The sequence below is a fragment of the Acidobacteriota bacterium genome (assembly GCA_016716435.1).
Taxonomy (GTDB): domain Bacteria; phylum Acidobacteriota; class Blastocatellia; order Pyrinomonadales; family Pyrinomonadaceae; genus OLB17.
This window is the reverse complement of the sequence record JADJWI010000003.1, coordinates 662,750-678,296: the sequence shown is the minus strand read 5'-3', so window position 1 is coordinate 678,296 and position 15,547 is coordinate 662,750. Positions and strand designations below refer to the sequence as shown.

14 protein-coding genes are annotated in these 15,547 nt (G+C 56.5%); 6 read left to right on the top strand and 8 right to left on the bottom strand.

The window, feature by feature from the left end:
• Positions 1-62: 62 nt before the first annotated feature.
• The 4 genes from ftsH to argH all read right to left on the bottom strand — a co-directional run bounded on the left by ftsH (position 63) and on the right by argH (position 4,911).
• Positions 63-1,949, bottom strand: coding sequence for an ATP-dependent zinc metalloprotease FtsH (gene ftsH / locus IPM21_06520; protein MBK9163562.1), 1,887 nt, complete (start codon positions 1,947-1,949; stop codon positions 63-65).
• A 184-nt stretch (positions 1,950-2,133) separates the two neighbouring features.
• Positions 2,134-3,105 carry a tRNA lysidine(34) synthetase TilS gene (gene tilS, locus IPM21_06515; protein ID MBK9163561.1) on the bottom strand — a complete coding sequence of 324 codons (972 nt, stop codon included), beginning with the start codon at positions 3,103-3,105 and terminating at the stop codon, positions 2,134-2,136.
• Positions 3,106-3,110: 5 nt separating this feature from the next.
• On the bottom strand, positions 3,111-3,530 hold the full coding sequence (locus IPM21_06510; GenBank protein MBK9163560.1) for a PaaI family thioesterase: 420 nt from the start codon (positions 3,528-3,530) through the stop codon (positions 3,111-3,113).
• Entirely contained in the window at positions 3,523-4,911 is a 1,389-nt protein-coding gene (argH, locus tag IPM21_06505; GenBank protein MBK9163559.1) for an argininosuccinate lyase, read from the bottom strand. The genes IPM21_06510 and argH overlap by 8 nt, the downstream gene beginning before the upstream one ends.
• Positions 4,912-5,015: 104 nt before the next feature.
• On the opposite strand from argH, the gene IPM21_06500 reads away from it, so the two are divergent.
• Genes IPM21_06500 through IPM21_06480 form a run of 5 tightly spaced genes read left to right on the top strand, consistent with a single transcriptional unit; the run spans position 5,016 to position 9,178 of the window.
• Positions 5,016-6,215, top strand: coding sequence for an argininosuccinate synthase (locus tag IPM21_06500; GenBank protein MBK9163558.1), 1,200 nt, complete (start codon positions 5,016-5,018; stop codon positions 6,213-6,215).
• Positions 6,216-6,225: 10 nt separating this feature from the next.
• Positions 6,226-6,732, top strand: coding sequence for a hypothetical protein (locus IPM21_06495; GenBank protein ID MBK9163557.1), 507 nt, complete (start codon positions 6,226-6,228; stop codon positions 6,730-6,732).
• 57 nt (positions 6,733-6,789) lie between these two features.
• Positions 6,790-7,206, top strand: coding sequence for a hypothetical protein (locus IPM21_06490; protein MBK9163556.1), 417 nt, complete (start codon positions 6,790-6,792; stop codon positions 7,204-7,206).
• Between the two features lie 13 nt (positions 7,207-7,219).
• Complete coding sequence (locus IPM21_06485) at positions 7,220-7,606, top strand: nuclear transport factor 2 family protein (GenBank protein MBK9163555.1); 387 nt, start codon at positions 7,220-7,222, stop codon at positions 7,604-7,606.
• A 27-nt stretch (positions 7,607-7,633) separates the two neighbouring features.
• Positions 7,634-9,178: a class I SAM-dependent methyltransferase gene (locus tag IPM21_06480; GenBank protein ID MBK9163554.1), complete on the top strand. Its 1,545-nt coding sequence runs from the start codon at positions 7,634-7,636 to the stop codon at positions 9,176-9,178.
• Here IPM21_06480 and IPM21_06475 read toward each other — a convergent pair.
• The gene (locus tag IPM21_06475; GenBank protein MBK9163553.1) at positions 9,175-9,870 is read right to left on the bottom strand and encodes a methyltransferase domain-containing protein; all 696 of its coding nucleotides are present in this window, start codon (positions 9,868-9,870) and stop codon (positions 9,175-9,177) included. The genes IPM21_06480 and IPM21_06475 overlap by 4 nt on opposite strands.
• Positions 9,871-9,954: 84 nt before the next feature.
• On the opposite strand from IPM21_06475, the gene IPM21_06470 reads away from it, so the two are divergent.
• Positions 9,955-10,272, top strand: a complete 318-nt coding sequence (locus IPM21_06470; protein MBK9163552.1) for a DUF4157 domain-containing protein — start codon at positions 9,955-9,957, stop codon at positions 10,270-10,272.
• A 101-nt stretch (positions 10,273-10,373) separates the two neighbouring features.
• Here IPM21_06470 and IPM21_06465 read toward each other — a convergent pair whose 3' ends face one another.
• The 3 genes from IPM21_06465 to IPM21_06455 form a co-directional block, all read right to left on the bottom strand.
• Positions 10,374-11,630 (bottom strand): DUF1501 domain-containing protein, encoded by a 1,257-nt coding sequence (locus IPM21_06465; GenBank protein MBK9163551.1) that lies wholly within the window; start codon positions 11,628-11,630, stop codon positions 10,374-10,376.
• 112 nt (positions 11,631-11,742) lie between these two features.
• Entirely contained in the window at positions 11,743-12,294 is a 552-nt protein-coding gene (locus IPM21_06460; protein MBK9163550.1) for a transposase, read from the bottom strand.
• A 47-nt stretch (positions 12,295-12,341) separates the two neighbouring features.
• On the bottom strand, positions 12,342-15,473 hold the full coding sequence (locus tag IPM21_06455; GenBank protein ID MBK9163549.1) for a GH92 family glycosyl hydrolase: 3,132 nt from the start codon (positions 15,471-15,473) through the stop codon (positions 12,342-12,344).
• Positions 15,474-15,547 lie beyond the last annotated feature (74 nt).

Sequence of the window (15,547 nt, the reverse complement as noted above, 5' to 3'; positions counted from 1 at the left end):
ACGAAAAAGGGGAAAAGCACTATCACTTTCCCCCTTTTTCTACTTTTTCACTTTTTCACGTCTCATGCCGTTGCCGGCGTTATCGGCGGCAGGATCGGCTTTTTGAATCGCTCGGCCTTTTCCTCGACCTCAGGCGAACCGTTGTCGTCATTGGTTGACGGTGCCGGTTCTGTGCCTTCGAGCGGAAGCCCTGCAACGACGCGTCTTATCTGTACGCTGTCGAGCGTTTCGAGTTCAAGCAATGCCTCGGAGAGCCGCACCATCGCGTCGGCGTTATCGACAATTATCGTGCGAGCATAATCGTACTGCTGAGTGACAAGCTTCTTGACCTCTTGGTCGATCTTGATCGCCGTGTCCTCAGAGTAATCGCGGTGCTGGTTGATCTCGCGGCCGAGGAAGATCTGCTCTTCCTTCTTACCGAAGGTCAGCGGCCCAAGATCGGACATTCCATATTCGCAAACCATTGCCCGGGCAAGCTCGGTCGCCCGCTCGATATCGTTAGAGGCCCCCGTTGTTACTTGGTCCGCTCCGAAGTAGATCTCTTCGGCAAGCCGTCCGCCCATCAGGATCGCGATCTGGCTCATCATGTATTCGCGGGTATAGCTGTGGCGGTCAGCTTCCGGAAGCTGTTGGGTCACACCAAGGGCCATTCCGCGCGGAATGATCGTTACCTTATGGACCGGATCGGCCGAAGGCACCTTGAGGCCGACGAGCGTATGCCCGGCTTCATGAAAAGCCGTCAGCCGCTTCTCGGCATCCGAGAGCACCATACTCTTGCGTTCGGCACCCATGATCACCTTGTCCTTGGCGATCTCGAAGTCGCTCATCCCGACGACCTTCTTGTTGAACCGGGCGGCATTGAGCGCCGCTTCGTTTACGATATTGGCAAGGTCGGCACCGGTAAATCCGGGCGTTCCGCGGGCGATAACATTGATGTCCACGCCTTCATCGAGCGGTATCTTCCGCGTGTGTACCTTGAGAATGCCCTCGCGGCCGCGAACGTCCGGCCGGCCAACAACAACGCGGCGGTCAAAACGGCCGGGCCTTAAGAGGGCCGGGTCGAGCACATCAGGCCGGTTGGTCGAGGCAACGAGAATGACACCATCGTTCGATTCAAAGCCATCCATTTCGACCAGAAGCTGATTGAGCGTCTGTTCGCGTTCATCGTGGCCGCCGCCGAGGCCTGCTCCGCGATGACGTCCAACAGCGTCGATCTCATCAATGAAGATGATGCACGGTGCATTCTTCTTACCCTGTTCAAAGAGGTCGCGAACGCGGCTTGCTCCAACGCCGACAAACATTTCGACGAAATCGGAACCCGAGATCGAAAAGAAAGGAACATTGGCCTCGCCGGCGATCGCCTTAGCGAGCAAAGTCTTACCGGTTCCGGGAGGGCCGACCATCAGGACGCCCTTCGGGATCTTGCCGCCGAGCTTCTGAAACTTTTGCGGGTCCTTTAGAAATTCGATGATCTCCTGGAGCTCTTCCTTCGCCTCTTCAACACCGGCGACGTCCTTAAACGTAACACGCTTCTGTTGATTGTTGAGTAGCTTTGCCTTTGACTTACCAAAGCTCAGGGCCTTGTTACCGCCCGCCTGCATTTGCCGCAGGGTAAATGCGAGAAAACCGACGAGAAGAAGGAACGGAAGCAGATTGATCAAAAGCAGCCAGCCGATGCCGCTCGAGGATTGCTCGAGGTTGACCTTCGTATCCGTACCGGCGACCGCCGCGTAGATCTGGTCGCGGGTCGCATCGCTCGCATCGAGCTTTGCGCTCAGCTTTTCGTCCGCCATATTGACGAGCTCAAGCGTATCGGACTTCATCGTCACCTCTTTGATGTCCTTGTTCCTGATCTGCGTCAGGGCAGCATCAAAAGAGAGTTCCTGTGCCGGCTTTGTTTGTTGGCCCTGAAGGTACCAAACAAACAGCAAAGCACTGGAAATGATCATCAACCACAGAAAAACTTGTCTTGCCTTTGAATTCAATTTACAGCCTCCTGATCCTGCCCAAAAAGCCCGGATCATCTTTAATATGGCTTAGATGTAACAGCCTGTCGCCCCGTTGTCATCGAAGCGACAGGCCAACATCACAAGCCAACCTATGATTGTAGGCGCGCACTGCCCTTTTTTCAACCTATTTCGGCTCATAGAAGAGCTTGCCGGAGCCCTTGCGGACAACCGTTCCCGTAGGAAGCTCCGCAGTTTTTCCGCTTTTTTCACTTCTAACAAGCCGCTCAACGCCCTCGACATGCCGATGCGTTATTCCTCTCAAGCTTCCGCGGTTTGCCTTTATCCATTGCCGGAGCGTGTTCCGCAATCCGGGTTTGTCCATTTTGCGAAGCAATGCGAGCTTGAGCTCCAAAACAACGTTTTCGCCCGCCGCGGCGTTTGCGGATTCGCTTTCTGGGGTCGGCATTAGCCCCGCCGTCCGGGCGAGTTGTTCGACGATCTTCGGGTTAAAGGTCTTCAAAAGCGGCAGCAGTTCGGTCCTGATCCGAACTCGCGTAAAGCGCGGGTCGCGGTTCATCGTATCGGTCCTGAAATTAACTCCGCGTGCGAGGCAAAACTCCTCCGTTTCTTCGCGTTTCGCCCAGTGGAGCATCGGCCGGATAAGCCTCGCCTCGGTGCCCTCGAGCGGGCGAATCGGCCGCATCGCCGCCAGGCCCTCGGGCCCGCTTCCGCGGATGAGGTTCAACAAGAAAGTCTCGGCTTGGTCATTAAGCGTGTGCGCAGTCAGAACGGCAAAGGCCTTGTGCCGTTCAGCTGTTTTCGCAAGAAATGTGTAGCGGGCAAGCCGGGCATTCTGTTCGAGATTCCCTTTCTTCGCGATCCGCCCGCGGCCGAGCTCAAATTCGTATCCTAACGAACCGGCAAGTTCGCGGACGAACTCTGCATCCGCGAGGCTCTCTTCACCGCGGAGGCCATGGTCAAAGTGAGCAACGATTAGCTCGTTGGTGATCTTCCGCCGCCGCGCGAGCTCGCTGAGCACAAGCAGGAGCGAGACCGAATCCGCCCCGCCCGAAACGGCAACGACAGCCCGATCGCCCTTGAAGGGCAGCTCGAGCTTTCGCCATTCGGTCACGAACTCTCTCGGGAATCGGTCCATTTCGGCTATTCGGGAAATGCCGGACGCTTCTGCAGCAAAACCGAGCAGCGGCCGGTGAAAATGTGCTTGCCTTTTTCGTTGGTGATGTCGATCTGCCAGATGCTCATCGTCCGCCCCGGAAATATAGGCTTTGCCTCGATGGTCAACTCGCCCTTGCTTACGGCTCGGAGATGGTTGCCGTTTATCTCAATGCCAACGGGCGTAACTTTCGTCAGGTCCGCGTTTCCGACAACGCCGATCGATGCAGCCGTTTCCGCGAGGTAAAGAGAGACCCCGCCGTTCATTATCCCGACGTATTGATGCACCCGCGGCGTGACCTCCATCGTCATGACGACCCGGTCGGGCTCCGCCGAGACGATCTTGACGCCGAGAAACTGCATCAGCTCATTCTCAGCAGTGCGTTTTATCAGTTCGGCCTTATCCATTCAAATATTCCCTCGCCGCTGCCAATGCCTCGGCGACCCGAGTCGGCGACGTGCCGCCCGCAGCGGACTTGCTCGCGAGCGTGCTCTCAAGCGTCAGCTTTTCAAAAACGCTTTCATCAAGCTGCGGCACGACCGAACGCATTTCATCCAGGCGAAGCTCATTCAATTCGCGCTTCTCTTTCAGCCCAAGTAAAACGAGCCGGCCGACCGCCTCATGAGCAGTCCGAAAGGGCATCCCGGCTTTTACCAGATGATCGGCAAGCTCGGTTGCATTCAGATATCCGGAGGTTGCAGCGTCACGGCCGCGTTCTTCATCAACGACGGTGTTTTCAACGACGATCGCCGCGACGCGGAGAGTCATCTTGACCGTATCGACCGTATCAAAGACCGCCTCCTTGTCCTCCTGCATGTCCTTGTTATAGGCAAGCGGCAGCCCCTTTATCAGCGAGAGCAATGCGGCATGGTGGCCGAAAACGCGCGCTGCCTTTCCGCGGATAAGCTCAAGCGCGTCCGGGTTTTTCTTCTGCGGCATCAGGCTCGAGCCCGATGAGACGTTGTCACCGAGCCGCAGGAAGCCGAACTCGCTCGTGCAGTAAATGATCATGTCCTCGGCGAGCCGCGAGAGATGCGCCATCAGGAGTGCGGCGGCGCCAACGAACTCGATTGCAAAATCGCGGTCGGAGACTGCGTCAAGGCTGTTTGCCGAAACGGAATCAAATCCGAGTTCGGCGGCAATTGCCTCGCGGTCGATCGGGAATGAACTGCCAGCAAGTGCAGCCGAGCCCAGCGACAGAACATTTATTCTCGTCCGCACATCGGCCAGCCGTTCGCGGTCGCGGCGAAGCATCTCGAAATAGGCCAGGCACCAATGGGCAAAAAGCACGGGCTGTGCCCGCTGCAGATGCGTATAGCCCGGGATCACGGCCTCATGAAACCCTTCGGCAATATCAACCAATGCCGCCTGCAGGTCGCGGGCAAGCACGTCGATCTCATCCGCCTCCTCGCGAAGCCAAAGCCGAAAAGCGGTCGCGACCTGGTCGTTGCGGCTGCGGCCGGTGTGGAGCTTGCGGCCTGTATCGCCAATCGCTTCGACGAGCTTTGCCTCGATGAAAGAGTGAACATCTTCAGCGCCCGAGCGCTCAAAATAATCCGCGTGGAGCGTGGCATCGGTCGCTAGCTGCGTCAATCCGCCGACGATCGCATCTGCATCTTCCCGCGAGATCACCCCCGCACGCTCAAGTCCGAGAGTATGTGCAATGCTCCCGCGTACATCAGCCGCAAAAAGCCGACGGTCGAACCGAAACGAATCGTTGAACTCGGTAAAGACCTCGTGCGGCTTTTCAGTAAACCGCCCGCCCCAGAGATTTTCAGATTTGCTCATATTTCCGTGTGTGTAAAAATGATTGTAGTGCGTTGATCGTGTTTTGCGGAAACGAGCTTACGGCTAAGAGCTAATAGCTTAGAGCTTTACCCGAACCAAAAGTAATGAGAGAGAAAATCAATAAAGTTGTGCTTGCCTATTCGGGCGGGCTTGATACCTCGGCGATGCTGCTTTGGATAAAGGAAACCTACGGCTGCGAGGTCATCTGCTATTGCGCCGATGTTGGGCAGGGCGAGGAGCTTGATGGCCTCGAGGAAAAAGCCATCGCGACCGGTGCGTCGAAGCTTTACGTCGAGGATCTTCGCGAGGAATTCGTCAAGGATTTCGTCTGGACGGCGGTCAAGGCAAACGCACTTTATGAGGGCGTTTACCTGCTTGGGACGTCGCTCGCCCGGCCCGTTATCGCCAAGCGGCAGATCGAGATCGCCCAAAAGGAAGGAGCCGACGCCGTCGCCCACGGCGCGACCGGCAAGGGCAATGATCAGGTGCGGTTTGAGCTGACTTATTACGCGCTTCAGCCCGATATCAAGGTCATAGCCCCCTGGCGGCATTGGGACTTCAAGGGCCGTGCGGACCTTATGGCCTATTGCGAAAAGCACGGAATTCCCGTAACAGCCTCGGCCGAGAAGCCCTATTCGATGGACCGAAATCTGATGCACATCAGCTACGAGGGCGGAATACTCGAAGACCCATGGGCCGCTCCGCCGGAGGACATTTTTCTATTGACCAAGTCGCCCGAAAACGCCGCCGACAAACCGCAAGAGATTACGCTTACGTTTGAAAAAGGCGAGCCGGTGGCGATAGACGGCGAAAAATACGGAGCGGTGGATCTGCTTACAAAGCTCAATCACCTCGGCGGCGAGCACGGCATTGGCCGCGTCGATCTGGTCGAGAACCGTTTTGTTGGAATGAAATCGCGGGGTGTTTATGAAACTCCGGGCGTGACCATCTTGATGGCAGCCCACCGGGCGCTCGAATCAATAACGATGGACCGCGAGGTGATGCGTCTCCGCGACAGCCTCGGGACAAAATTTTCCGAGTCTGTCTACTACGGCTTCTGGTTCGCCCCGGAGTTCGAGATACTCCGCTCGATGATCGACCAAACTCAAGAGACCGTCACCGGCGACGTCCGCCTAAAGCTCTACAAAGGCAACACCATCGTCACCGGCCGCCGCTCGCCAAACTCGCTCTACCGCGAACGCGTAGTCACCTTCGAAGACGACGCCGGAGCCTACGACCAACACGACGCCGAAGGATTCATCAAACTCCAGGCGTTGCGTCTGCGGCTGAGGAATATGGAGTAGACTTAGCAGGATGTTAGCGATTCATTGGGCCAAGCAAAATACGACGACGCCAATTCTGGCGAACGGGATTCGTCCGTCGTTTAGACGCAGGCATGGCGAACAGAAGAGTTCGAAAGGTGTTTATGTTTACCCATTTTCCCGTAACGCGACCTTATCCGGGAACTGGCGTCGAAATCTCAAGACCTGGGACCGGAATCTAGGCAACTACAACGGCTTCGTCTTCCGGCTACAAGAAGACGATTTTCCGTTGATTGCCGGGTATTGGTTCCTCAATCGTTCAAGTTACGAAGATACCTCGATACGGACGATCGAAGAACTTTACGAGAAGTTTGGAGACTTTTTTTCGGGTGCGATACTCGAACCAAGTCCGGAAGGGTTCGAGTACAATTGGGAGGATTTTGAGATCATCGTTCCAAGACGGATCGAACCGAAACGGATATTGAAGGTCATTCGAGATCGAGAGCCGAAACGGCGCATTTTTCGCAAAACGCTTAAAGATCCGGACTTGCTGATCTGAAATGTTTAGCATGCTTAGCTCAGCGCGGGTCACGAGAACTTTGCTTGGAGATAAGGAATGGGGAAATTTGTTCATGTTAGATCAAAAAAGTTCGCGATACTTCCCGGTGAAGAAGACGAGATCATAAACGAAGGGATGTACGGAAAGGCCCTTGCCGAGTATTTGCAACGCGAACTTGCGGAGCGAGGATACAAAGTTCCTTTTGTCTGCGCGGAAGATTGGGGTTGGTGGGTCGAGCTAAACCTAGATTCGATGCGATCAGGTGTCTTGATCCATGCAGTTCCGGAGACGAGCGACCCGATGGAATACCTCTGTACGGACGGATTCAAGAAAGATAGACAGTGGAGTTGGTCAAAGCTACGATTTATAGACACGTGTTCGTTAGCGGATACATTGGTGAACGATCTGCAGGCGATATTTGAGCGGGATAGCGAAGTAGAGATTCTAGGAGTGCTGGACGAAGTCCCTTATTAGTTTGGGGGAGCGTATGGGAAAAAAGGCAGTTGAGGAATGGCACAAAATCGTCAGCACGCGAGATGTGGGGTTGCTTGATGAGTTGCTCGCAGAGGACGTTGTTTTCTACTCGCCGGTGGTGCACACGCCGCAGGTCGGGAAGCCGATAACGGCAATGTACCTCACCGCGGCGATGCATGTTTTCGGCAATGAAAGTTTTCGGTACGTGCGTGAGGTCGTGGGCGAGAGCGATGCGGTGCTTGAGTTTGAGACCGAGATCGATGGCATCACGGTGAATGGTGTCGATATGATCAAGTGGAACGCCGAAGGCCGCATCACCGAATTCAAAGTAATGGTTCGCCCGCTCAAGGCCATCAACCTAATCCATGAACTAATGGGCCGGATGCTCCGGCCGAAATAAGCCTCGCTGTGTTATTGTTTACCGATCGTGAACGACGAATTCTCATACGACCGGCTGCCCTATCCGAGCAAGTTCTTTGTCCAGACCTTTCCCGGCAGGCTGGCGACGCAGGCCGTGCTTTTTGGGATGGAGCCCGCGGCCCCGGAGGCGAGCACGGTTCTCGAACTCGGCTGCGGCAATGGGAGCAACTTGATCGCGCAGGCCTACCTGATGCCGCAGGCCAGATTCACCGGCATCGACCTCGCAAAGGTGCACATCGATGATGCGCAGGCAGCCGCCGACGAACTCGATCTCCGTAATGTCGAGTTTCGCCAGGCGGATATCATGGATATGACGGCCGAGGACCTTGGCCGCTTTGATTACGTGGTCGCCCACGGCCTTTTGTCCTGGGTTCCGGGCGAGGTCCGAAACCGCGTGCTTGGGCTTTTTAGCCAACTGCTGAACCCGAACGGCGTCGGCTACATCAGCTACAGCACATTTCCCGGCGCCCACGAGCGGCAGATCACGCAGCAGGCGATGCGGTTCGCAAGCCGCGGCGTCGCGGAGCCTGCCGAAAAGGTCGAGCGTGCTCTCGGCTTCCTCAAGTTTGCCGCCGAGCAAAGCTCGAACCGCGGCACTTACGGCCAGATTTTCGTCCAAGAACTACGCCGCCACGATACACGTGAGCCCGGCGATATATTTCACGACGACCTAGCCGAGCAGAACACGCCCTTTTACTTCCACGAATTTGCCGGAATGCTTTCCGCACATGGGCTTCAATTTCTCGCCGAGGCCGAGCTCCACGCGATGGGCACCGCCGACCTTACGCCCGCGGCCCGCGACTTTATCACCGAGATCGACGACGTTATCGAACGAGAGCAATATCTCGACATCTTTCGCGGGCGTGCCTTTCGCCGAAGTCTGGTAGTCCATGCCGAAGCGGAGGTAAACCGTGATCTGACGCCCGATATGCTCGATCGGCTTCTTGTTAGTTCGTCGCTTCGCCCGGCAGGTAAATCGCCGGATCTTGCCGGCAATGGCCGCGTGAGATTTGCCGGAAACAGCGGGCAGAGTATTGAGATCGACATGCCGCTTGCCAAGTTCGGCCTCGCTCATCTCGGCTCGCTCTGGCCGCGGGCTGTCGCTTTTAGCGAGCTTGCAGCCGCAGCGCGCAAACGTGTCAGCGGAATCAGCGACGATGAGGCAGCTAAGCAGGCCGAGGCCTTTCGCGATATGCTTTTTCAGATCGCGACGGCGACCGACCTCGTTGAGCTGCACACATTTCAGCCCTCTGCATCTACCGAACTCTCAGAAAGACCGAGGCTCAGCCGGCTTGCCCGATGGCAGATGGGCTCGGCCCGCAACGTCATCTCCGGTTTCGGCGTCGATATGGAGATCGCTGATCCGGTCTCCCGCCGCCTGCTCGAATTGCTTGATGGCTCGCGGAAGCGCTCGGCCGTGCTCGATGAGCTCGGGAAGTTCATCCGCTCATCGCACGAGATCGAAGGCAAAAAGGAACTGCTCGCGACGCTGCCGGAATGGCTGGATGAAAGTCTCGCTCACCTCGCCCGGCTCGGAATGCTCGAAGGCTAGGTTTGCTCGCCGCACTCAAGCACAAGCCGAAACGGAAAGCTTCGCTTGACGCTGCCCATCGCGGCAAGCCCGGCCAATTCCTCCGGCCGAAATCCTCGCAAAACCGAAAGCGAACCGTCCTCCGTAACAAGCCGCGAGATCCTGAAGGCCTTGCAGTAGAGCCGATAGAGCCGATACGCGACCGGGTGGCGATGAAGATCGATCACGAAAACCCCTCGTCGAGCGACCCGCCGCATCTCGCCCAGAGCCTGCGGGATCTGTTCATCGGTGAGGTGGTGAAAAAAGAGCGAGGAGATGGCGTAATCAAATTCACCATCGGCAAAGGGCAATTGAAAAGCATCGCCTTGCGTAACCGCGATCTCCGGAAAGTCGAGTGTGCTCTTGGCCGAAATTCTCGCCGAGATCGGGTTAAGATCGAGCCCCGCAAGCCTAGCGTTAATGCCCTTCGCTCTCGCGAACTCCGCCGCGTATCGAAGCAATTCACCCGAGCCGCAGCCGACATCTAGCAGGCTGAGCTCCGCGAGCCCTCGCCTCTCGACCTCGGCAAAAAGCGACCGCCTGAGCGCCCGCCGGTCACCGAGAAAGCGGTTGATAAACGCTATCTCCCTGAGAAATCGGTCGTACTCGGCCGCGGTGTAGTCGCCGGTGTCGATCCGTTCAAGTTCTTTCGATCGGCGATCAAGATCTGGCATCCTATTTGTCCGAGAATTTGTGCTTCGTACGCATCCTATGGTAGTAAAGAGCTCACTCGAACAAAAACAATGGAGACCGATTAAATGGAAGATCAAGGAAAACAGCACTTAGCACCATCTGCATCGAAGGTCGGAAAGACCGACGGAGCACCGCTTCCCGCCCCGTTGAAGCACGAATTCGAGGCGTCTTTTGGCTCTGACCTTTCTCAGGTGCGGGTCCACGAAAGTCACGCCCCGACGCACTTAGGGGCAAAGTCCTTTACCCACGGCACTGACATTTTCTTCGCTCCCGGTGAATATCAGCCGCATACCGACGCCGGAAGGAACCTACTTTCCCATGAGTTGACGCACGTTATCCAACAGCGCGGCGGGTCCGGGCCGGCGGACCATCAAAGCGAATAGGCGGTTCGGTCGACGAAGTATAAATTGAAAAACAGCCACGCTTTTAACGGCGTGGCTGCTCCATAACACTTGGTCCGATCATCAGGCCGATGCCCGCGGCGTTAGCTCAGGAAACCCAATGGCCCGGCCGCATTCGCATCAAACTTCGGAAATAGGGTATCCGGACGCTTGCTTCCAAGATGCCTCGTAGCGACCTCTGTGAAGACCGTTCGGAAATCGGTCGTGATCGCCAGGTCGCGGCCCTCGTTTAGCTGGTCGGGTTTGAGGCCCTTCCACTCGCCAAAAACCTTCCCGCCTTTCACCGAATTGCCGAGCACGAGCATCGCATTTCCGTGGCCGTGATCGGTGCCGAGCGATCCGTTCTCACGAGCCGTCCGGCCGAACTCGGACATCGTCAGAACGACGACGTCGTCCATTTGCTTGCCAAGATCGGTGGCAAATGCCGCGATCGAATTCGCAAAGTCCCTTAGCAAATTCGCGAGCTGCCCGCGGGCACCGCCCTGCCGCACGTGCGTGTCCCAGCCGCCCGATTCCGCAAATGCAACCTCGAGCCCGACGCCGGCCTTGATGAGCTGGGCGATCTGCTGCAGCGAACGCCCGAGCTGGCTGTTCGGATATTGAGCTCCATTCTCGGGCTGAAATTTCGACGGGTTCGCGGTCTTTAGAAAGTTAACCGCCTCGAAAGTCTCTTTGCCCGTTTCGCCGAGCGTGTCTTTCACATTCTGCTGATAAACGCCCTCAAAGCCGCCCTTAAGATCCGCCGTGTAAAGCCCCGCCTTGATCGAGAAATCCGCGAGGCTCGTCATCGCGATCGACGGCGAGCGGCCATAGAGCGAACGCGGAAGCTGCTGCGTAATCGCAACGGCACGGAAGGGCGAATCGTCCTTGCCGGCGGTCGCCTGTAGCGTTCGGTTGAGCCAGCCGTCGCGGGTCGATTTAACACCCGGCGTGCCCGATTCCATGTAGTCCTGAGCGTCGAAGTGTGAACGCGTGTTGTCCGGCGAGCCGCATGAATTGATAACGGCAAGCTGCTTTGCGCTCCAAAAAGGCTGGAGCGATGCCATCGCCGGATGAAGCCCAAAAAACCCGTCAAGGTCGAGCGCACCGTCCGTTTGCCTCGGCCGTGCGATCGCGGTCCCGCGGCGGAGGTTGTAATACTCGCCCTCGCCGTGCGGTACGATCATGCTTAAGCCATCGACCGCTCCTCGCTGAAAAATGGTGACCAGCACCTTCTGCTTCCCGCCGCTTCCCGTCGCCTGTGCCGCTGCAAACTGATGCAAAAAGTCCGGGGCCGTCGCCATCAGGCCAAAGCTCGCCAGTCCGATCCCGCTTGTCTTAAGAAAATACCGCCTGTCCATAAAAACTCCGCGAACAACAAATATCGTCCTGAGGTTAGACGCTCGGCAGCGTGATTTGGTCAACTTCTTTTCGGCCAATGCATGCGCAAGCCCGCACGTAAGTAAGGGCGGTTCATCCAATGCTATCGCGATCGTCCAATTCAAATTGAACATCCCCTTGGCCGTAAAGAACATACTCGACCGCAGCCTCCACATGTTGAGGCTTCCACAGATATCTTCGGCTACGCCCTCGTGACCATACTCGCCCGTCGGGAGCTATCAACCCGTTTTCTTTCAACCGACGGGTCGAATACGCCTTCAGTGAATCGGCCAATCGCTCCGGACTGGACTGAGCACTGATCACAGAATGAGCATGGTTTGACCTTACGTTCACGGCATGCAACAGGTGCTTTCGCACCTCGCATACCTCGCGAATCGCACTGTCAACGACCTTTCGCTGCAGCGGATCTAGTAAAACAGGGTGCGAGAGCATTCCGGCCTCCATTTTCTCTTTAAGCGGAATATTAATGTCGATATGCTTCGAGCCTCGATCAGATTTTCGGTTCCTTCGGATCGAACCTCGTTCATCACCGTGAAGCCAGGTTCCGAATGTGCGAAACGTGATCAAGTATGCAATAGGGAACTCATTATCCTCGTAGAGTTCGAAACCGTAGTCGTCGAGCATAATGTTCAGTTTGAGAAACCGCCCTTACTTACGTGCGGGCTTGCGCATCATCTGATTAACACTTCATCAACAAATATCCATGGGTCGCCGCCGGCTCCGGGGTGCCAGGCGGGGATGGGGCCGATATTGAGCGCACGAACGCGGATGTAGCGGGTAGTGACCGGGGCCGCGAGCTTGTTCAAAAACTCCTTGACCTGCGGCAATTCATCGGTCAGCGGGACGTCGGTCTTGATCTCTGCCAAGTTTGTAAAGTTCACACCGTCGCCCGACGCTTCAAACTCGATCCGCGAGGGCATCCAGATCCACGACCGCGTTGTCTGCAGGAAAGAGCCGCCGACCTCCATGACCCGCCGCTGCTCCTTAAGGTCGATAACGGCCTCAAGCACCTTGCCCTGATAACCCTGCCACTCGCCGCTCGCAAAGTTGCGCGTCCCGCGAAGCCCATCGACCATCGCATCATCACCGCCGCCCGTGTACTGCGTGCTGAAAGGCGAAGCGAGCGTGACCGTCCAATCATTCGTGCGTTTTAGAACCGAGGCCTCGACCGGAAAGCTTTGAACTCGATTACTGATCGCTATCGCCCTGATGGTCGAAGTTTCGCTCAGCGTAAACGGGGAGGTGTACAGCGTCGATCGAGCCGAAGGCTCGGTGCCGTCGAGAGTGTAGTAGATCTTCGCTCCGGCGGTGATAGTGCTCATCGTGACGGTCGTTTGATCGCGAAAGACGCGGTCAGCGGTAATGTTCGGTACGGCTACGATCTCAGGGGAACGATGCTGCAGCGATTGGGGAAAGAGTCCGGTTTTTGGTTTCGGGCCCATTTCGAATTCCAACGTGCCGCCCGCAAGTAGGTCCGAGTGTGCCAGAAACGCCTGCCGAAGAGGCTTGCCATTTAGCGTGACGGCCTGCACATAAACGTTCGCCGGTGAACTGTTCTTCGCAGTTATCGTGAAGGTCTTTCCGTTTTCGAGGTTGAACTTCATCTGCGGAAATAGCGGCGAGCCGATGTCGTAGTGCGGGGCCCCCGGAGCGACGGGGTAGAATCCCGCAGCTGAGAGAATGTACCACGCCGACATCTGGCCTGCGTCCTCATTGCCGATCAGGCCATCGGGCGCATTCTTGTAAAACTCGTCCATTATTCGGCGGACGTAGGCCTGCGTCTTCCACGGCTGGCCGGCGTAGTTGTAAAGGTACGGAATGTGATGCGACGGTTCGTTGCCGTGGGCGTACTGCCCGATCAGGCCGGTGATGTCCGGCTGGAAGCGGCCGGCTAGTTTTTGGTCGGTGGTGAAAAGCTCATCGAGCTTGGCCGCAAACTTTTCGCGGCCGCCCATTAGTTCCATAAGCCGCGGAACGTCGTGTGGCACGAAGAACGAGTACTGCCACGAATTGCCCTCGGTAAAGTGAAACGTAACCTCGTTCGGCGCAAACGGCTCGATAAATCCGCCGTTGCGTTTCGGGCGCATGAAGCCGGTCTCGCGATCGAATAAGTTCTCGAAGTAGCGGGCTCGTCGAAAAAACTGCGGATCGGTAAACTGCCGCGGAATATCAGTAAACTTGCCTTGAGCATTGAGTGCATGTTGCATCTGAAGAATGCACCAATCGTTATAGGCGTACTCCAGAGTCTTTGAGACCGATTCGTTATCATCCTCGGCGGAGATGTAGCCGCGGCGTTTGTAGGCGGCGAGGCCGTGGTGGTCCAGGTTGGCGGAGTGCTTGGCGGCTTCGTACGCTTTTTCGTAATCGAAGCCCTTAATGCCCTTTGCCATCGCGTCGGCGATGACCGAGACCGAGTGGTAGCCGATCATCGTATCCGTCTCTTCGCCCCAAAGCTCCCAAACCGGCAGCCGCCCGCCTTGTTCATAAATGCGGATGAACGAATTGATGTAATCGACCGTCCGCCGCTCGTCAATGATCGTATAAAGCGGATGCGTCGCCCGAAACGTATCCCAAAGTGAGAAGACCGTGTAGTGATCAGACGGAGCGCGGACACTCTTGTCCGCATCGCCGGTTCCTCCGGCGAGAGATCTGCTGCCCGTCGACGACTTCGAATCATTCACACTTGTTCGCGTCGAGGCGACGCTCATGCGGACAGGAGTGTCCGCGCTCCGTAGCTGATGCACCTTCCCGTCGTGGCCCTTGTACCGGCCGTCAACGTCATTGAAGACGTTCGGGTGGATCATTGTGTGATAGAGAGCGGTGTAGAAATTCGTCGTCTGCTCGTCCGTCCCGCCCGAGACCTCTATCTTCGACAGTTCCTTGTTCCACGCCGCCTTTGCATCCGCCCGCACCTTATCAAAATCCCAATGCGGCAGCTCGGCTTCGAGATTCTTCCGCGCACCTTCGATCGAGACGTAGGAGATCGCGACCTTGATGAGAATCTGCTTCTTGTCCTCGCGGAACGAAAAGGCCGCTTTGACATCCTTTCCGACTGAAGAATGGAACTCTCCACCATACTTCCAATCTTTGATAGGTCCGTCCGCATCTTGGATATGAGCCGTAACTAAGGGATCCGCGAACTCCGCAACAAAATAAGTGGTTTGATTTTTTGCCCAGGATTCTGATCGGCGAAATCCCTCTAAGCGATTTCTGCCGACAATTCGCAATTCCGAACCAAGCACCTTATCGCGCCATTTCAGATCGAGAATCAGATTTCCCGACCCACTGGATTCCGTGAACGTATATCTATGAAATCCAACCCGCTTCGTAGCCGTCAACTCCGCGAGAATACCATCGTCATCCAACTTAACTGAGTAGTATCCCGGCTCCGCCTTTTCATTCCCATGTGAGAATTTCGATGCGTAGCCATTGACCGATTTATCGCCTTCCTTCGCAAAGAACTGAGGTTCACCGACCGTCGGCATGAACAAGATATCAGCTCCATCAGGAATGCCCGTTCCGCTCAGGTGCGTGTGTGAGAAGCCGTAGATGATGTCGTCGGAGTAGTGGTAGCCCGATGAGCCATCCCAGTTGTCGATGCGCGTGTCGGGCGAGAGCTGGACCATGCCGAAGGGCATCGTCGCCCCGGGAAAAGTATGCCCGTGGCCGCCGGTGCCGATAAACGGATTGACCCAGCGGGTGTAGTCGCGCGTTTGGGCCGTGGCCGTGAGCAGTAAGCCGTGAGCGGCGAGCAGTGTCAGAACCGCCAGCGTAAGCAGGCGGCCAGTTCGTTTCAAGTCCAAAAACCTTGCGCTCTCCGAGCATCTGCATTTTCTCATTAAACTACTCCTGATTCTGGCTTCTGACTTCTGACTTC